Annotated in this window: 3 rRNA genes; all 3 read left to right on the plus strand. The window is 58.1% G+C overall.

Annotated features, from left to right (window positions below):
- The first annotated feature begins 154 nt into the window (after positions 1 to 154).
- The 3 genes from DKL51_RS14925 to rrf all read left to right on the plus strand — a co-directional run bounded on the left by DKL51_RS14925 (position 155) and on the right by rrf (position 5360).
- A 16S ribosomal RNA gene (locus DKL51_RS14925) occupies positions 155 to 1670 on the plus strand.
- 374 nt (positions 1671 to 2044) lie between these two features.
- Positions 2045 to 5155 (plus strand): 23S ribosomal RNA (locus DKL51_RS14930).
- A gap of 88 nt (positions 5156 to 5243) precedes the next feature.
- Positions 5244 to 5360, plus strand: a 5S ribosomal RNA gene (rrf, locus tag DKL51_RS14935).
- Together the 16S, 23S and 5S rRNA genes form the textbook arrangement of a ribosomal RNA operon.
- The last annotated feature ends 4 nt before the right edge of the window (positions 5361 to 5364 follow it).

Below are 5364 nucleotides of genomic sequence, written 5' to 3' on the forward strand. Positions count from 1 at the left end.
CGGATGGTGTGTGGTTGTTCTTTGAGAACTCAACAGGGTGCTTGATAAGCCAGTGCCAAATTGATTATTACCCCGGACTGGCAGGCCTTTTGGTCTGTTGGTTGGGATTCCTTTGGCAACATTTTGTTGTCGGGATGGATTGTTCAACAAGTTTTTGTTGGAGAGTTTGATCCTGGCTCAGGACGAACGCTGGCGGCGTGCTTAACACATGCAAGTCGAGCGGAAAGGCCCTTCGGGGTACTCGAGCGGCGAACGGGTGAGTAACACGTGAGCAACCTGCCCTAGGCTTTGGGATAACCCCGGGAAACCGGGGCTAATACCGAATAGGACTGCTGGTCGCATGACTGGTGGTGGAAAGTTTTTCGGCCTGGGATGGGCTCGCGGCCTATCAGCTTGTTGGTGGGGTGATGGCCTACCAAGGCGACGACGGGTAGCCGGCCTGAGAGGGCGACCGGCCACACTGGGACTGAGACACGGCCCAGACTCCTACGGGAGGCAGCAGTGGGGAATATTGCACAATGGGCGGAAGCCTGATGCAGCGACGCCGCGTGAGGGATGACGGCCTTCGGGTTGTAAACCTCTTTCAGCAGGGACGAAGCGTAAGTGACGGTACCTGCAGAAGAAGCGCCGGCCAACTACGTGCCAGCAGCCGCGGTAAGACGTAGGGCGCGAGCGTTGTCCGGAATTATTGGGCGTAAAGAGCTCGTAGGCGGCTTGTCGCGTCGACCGTGAAAACTTGGGGCTCAACCCCAAGCCTGCGGTCGATACGGGCAGGCTAGAGTTCGGTAGGGGAGACTGGAATTCCTGGTGTAGCGGTGAAATGCGCAGATATCAGGAGGAACACCGGTGGCGAAGGCGGGTCTCTGGGCCGATACTGACGCTGAGGAGCGAAAGCGTGGGGAGCGAACAGGATTAGATACCCTGGTAGTCCACGCTGTAAACGTTGGGCGCTAGGTGTGGGGGGCCTCTCCGGTTCCCTGTGCCGCAGCTAACGCATTAAGCGCCCCGCCTGGGGAGTACGGCCGCAAGGCTAAAACTCAAAGGAATTGACGGGGGCCCGCACAAGCGGCGGAGCATGCGGATTAATTCGATGCAACGCGAAGAACCTTACCTGGGTTTGACATGGCCGCAAAACCGGCAGAGATGTCGGGTCCTTCGGGGGCGGTCACAGGTGGTGCATGGCTGTCGTCAGCTCGTGTCGTGAGATGTTGGGTTAAGTCCCGCAACGAGCGCAACCCTCGTTCGATGTTGCCAGCGCGTTATGGCGGGGACTCATCGAAGACTGCCGGGGTCAACTCGGAGGAAGGTGGGGATGACGTCAAGTCATCATGCCCCTTATGTCCAGGGCTTCACGCATGCTACAATGGCCGGTACAATGGGCTGCGATACCGTGAGGTGGAGCGAATCCCAAAAAGCCGGTCTCAGTTCGGATCGGGGTCTGCAACTCGACCCCGTGAAGTCGGAGTCGCTAGTAATCGCAGATCAGCAACGCTGCGGTGAATACGTTCCCGGGCCTTGTACACACCGCCCGTCACGTCACGAAAGTCGGCAACACCCGAAGCCGGTGGCCCAACCCGTAAGGGAGGGAGCCGTCGAAGGTGGGGCTGGCGATTGGGACGAAGTCGTAACAAGGTAGCCGTACCGGAAGGTGCGGCTGGATCACCTCCTTTCTAAGGAGCACCTTCCACCGAAGGGTGGTAAGGAGCCCGCGGCCCGCGGATGTCGGGTCGGGGTGCTCGATGGCGGAGACACTGGTGAGTCTTTCCCTGGCAACGGCCGGGTTCCTCCTAGTACGGCCACTTCGGTGGCGGGGAACGGGGTCCTGGTGCGGCTGGGAGAAGGCGGATAGCACCCTGTTGGGTCCTGAAGGAACAACCATCGGTTGTCTTTCAGAGCCTTGAGCGGAGCGTGTTGAGCTTCGCGGGCTGCCAGGCATGGCCTGGCCTTGCATACCGCCGGCGGATCGCCGGGTCTGGTGTGGGGCGGATCGGGTTGTGGGTTGGTCGTTTGTTGAGAATTGCACAGTGGACGCGAGCATCTTTGTGGTCAAGTTGTCAAGGGCGAACGGTGAATGCCTTGGCACCAGGAGCCGATGAAGGACGTGGGAGGCCGCGATAGGCCTGGGGGAGCTGTCAACCAAGCTGTGATCCCAGGGTGTCCGAATGGGGAAACCCGGCACCAGTCATGTGGTGTCACCTGCACCTGAACACATAGGGTGTATGGAGGGAACGCGGGGAAGTGAAACATCTCAGTACCCGTAGGAAGAGAAAACAATTTAGTGATTCCGTGAGTAGTGGCGAGCGAAAGCGGATTGAGGCTAAACCGGCTGCGTGTGATACCTGTCAGGGGTTGCGTGGTCGGGGTTGTGGGACCTTGCTGAACATGCTGACACGTGTTCGAGGAGTTACAAAGCCAGTTGCTAGCCGAACAGTCTGGAATGGCTGACCGTAGGCGGTGAAAGTCCGGTAGGTGAAAGTGGCTGGCCTCCTGTGAGTGTTCCCGAGTAGCGGCGGACCCCTGAAATCTGCCGTGAATCTGCCAGGACCACCTGGTAAGCCTAAATACTTCCTGGTGACCGATAGCGGACGAGTACCGTGAGGGAATGGTGAAAAGTACCCCGGGAGGGGAGTGAAATAGTACCTGAAACCGTTCGCCTACAATCCGTCGGAGCCTTGCGGGGTGACGGCGTGCCTTTTGAAGAATGAGCCTGCGAGTTAGTGGCACGTGGCGAGGTTAACCCGTGTGGGGGAGCCGTAGCGAAAGCGAGTCTGAATAGGGCGATTCAGTCGCGTGTCCTAGACCCGAAGCGGAGTGATCTAGCCATGGGCAGGCTGAAGCGCGGGTAAGACCGCGTGGAGGGCCGAACCCACCAACGTTGAAAAGTTGGGGGATGACCTGTGGTTAGGGGTGAAAGGCCAATCAAACTCCGTGATAGCTGGTTCTCCCCGAAATGCATTTAGGTGCAGCGTCGCGTGTTTCTTGCCGGAGGTAGAGCACTGGATGGTCTAGGGGGCCCACAAGCTTACCGAAATCAGCCAAACTCCGAATGCCGGTAAGTGAGAGCGCGGCAGTGAGACTGCGGGGGATAAGCTTCGTAGTCGAGAGGGAAACAGCCCAGATCACCAGCTAAGGCCCCTAAGCGTGTGCTAAGTGGAAAAGGATGTGGGGTCGCATAGACAACCAGGAGGTTGGCTTAGAAGCAGCCACCCTTTAAAGAGTGCGTAATAGCTCACTGGTCAAGTGGTTCCGCGCCGACAATGTAGCGGGGCTCAAGCACACCGCCGAAGCTGTGGCATTCACATGTAACCACGCAACGCCTTGATGTGTTGTGCAGGTGTGTGGATGGGTAGGGGAGCGTCGTGCCGCGGGTGAAGCAACGGGGTGACCTAGTTGTGGACGCGGCACGAGTGAGAATGCAGGCATGAGTAGCGAAAGAAGGGTGAGAAACCCTTCCGCCGGATGACCAAGGGTTCCAGGGCCAGGCTAATCCGCCCTGGGTGAGTCGGGACCTAAGGCGAGGCCGAGAGGCGTAGTCGATGGACAACGGGTTGATATTCCCGTACCCGCGAAAGAGCGACCCTGACGAACCTCGTTGTGCTAACCACCCAAACCATCCAAGGTCTTCGGACTGAGGGTGGGGAGCGTGGGAACCTGGCGGGTAGTAGTCAAGCGATGGGGTGACGCAGGAAGGTAGCTGAGCCCGGCCGGTGGTTGTGCCGGGGTAAGCGTGTAGGCCGGCGTGTAGGCAAATCCGCACGCCACATAGGCTGAGACGTGATGCCGAGCCGATTCAGGTGAAGTCAGTGATCCTATGCTGCCGAGAAAAGCCTCTAGCGAGTTCTTAGCGGCCCGTACCCCAAACCGACACAGGTGGTCAGGTAGAGAATACCGAGGCGATCGGGCGAACTGTGGTTAAGGAACTCGGCAAATTGCCCCCGTAACTTAGGGAGAAGGGGGGCCGGAGACGTGAAGCCCCACGCGGGTGGAGCGTTGTATGGCCGCAGAGAGCAGGGGGAAGCGACTGTTTACTAAAAACACAGGTCCATGCGAAGAAGTAATTCGATGTATATGGACTGACGCCTGCCCGGTGCTGGAACGTTAAGGGGACCTGTTAGCTCTTTCGGGGGCGAAGCGGAGAACTTAAGCGCCAGTAAACGGCGGTGGTAACTATAACCATCCTAAGGTAGCGAAATTCCTTGTCGGGTAAGTTCCGACCTGCACGAATGGCGTAACGACTTCCCCACTGTCTCAACCACAGGCCCGGCGAAATTGCATTACGAGTAAAGATGCTCGTTACGCGCGGCAGGACGGAAAGACCCCGGGACCTTTACTATAGCTTGACATTGGTATCCGAATTAGCTTGTGTAGGATAGGTGGGAGCCGGTGAAGTCCATACGCCAGTATGGGTGGAGGCAATCTTGAAATACCACTCTGGTTGATTTGGGTATCTAACTTCGGACCGTTATCCGGTTCAGGGACAGTGTCTGGTGGGTAGTTTAACTGGGGCGGTTGCCTCCTAAAGAGTAACGGAGGCGCCCAAAGGTTCCCTCAGCCTGGTTGGCAATCAGGTGTTGAGTGCAAGTACACAAGGGAGCTTGACTGTGAGACTGACAGGTCGAGCAGGGACGAAAGTCGGGACTAGTGATCCGGCACTTGCGAGTGGAAGCGGTGTCGCTCAACGGATAAAAGGTACCCCGGGGATAACAGGCTGATCTTCCCCAAGAGTCCATATCGACGGGATGGTTTGGCACCTCGATGTCGGCTCGTCGCATCCTGGGGCTGTAGCAGGTCCCAAGGGTTGGGCTGTTCGCCCATTAAAGCGGTACGCGAGCTGGGTTTAGAACGTCGTGAGACAGTTCGGTCCCTATCCGCCGTGCGCGTAGGATACTTGAGAAGGGCTGTCCCTAGTACGAGAGGACCGGGACGGACGAACCTCTGGTGTGCCAGTTGTCCCGCCAGGGGCACGGCTGGTTAGCTACGTTCGGAAGGGATAACCGCTGAAAGCATCTAAGCGGGAAGCTCGCTTCAAGATGAGGTATCCCACCACCTTCGGGTGGGTAAGGCCCCCAGCTAGACGACTGGGTTGATAGGCCGGAAATGTAAGCCCGGTAACGGGTTCAGTTGACCGGTACTAATAGGCCGAGGACTTGACTACAAAGCTGCTACGCGTCCACTGTGCAACTCCCGACAAACGAACACCCCCACCACGTGGTGGATGTTGGTGTTTGACAAGTCGATAGAGTTACGGCGGTCATGGCGGAGGGGAAACGCCCGGTAACATTCCGAACCCGGAAGCTAAGCCCTCCAGCGCCGATGGTACTGCACTCGGGAGGGTGTGGGAGAGTAGGACACCGCCGGACAATC

This window comes from Micromonospora globispora, from assembly GCF_003857015.1.
In the GTDB taxonomy this organism is placed as follows: domain Bacteria; phylum Actinomycetota; class Actinomycetes; order Mycobacteriales; family Micromonosporaceae; genus Micromonospora; species Micromonospora globispora.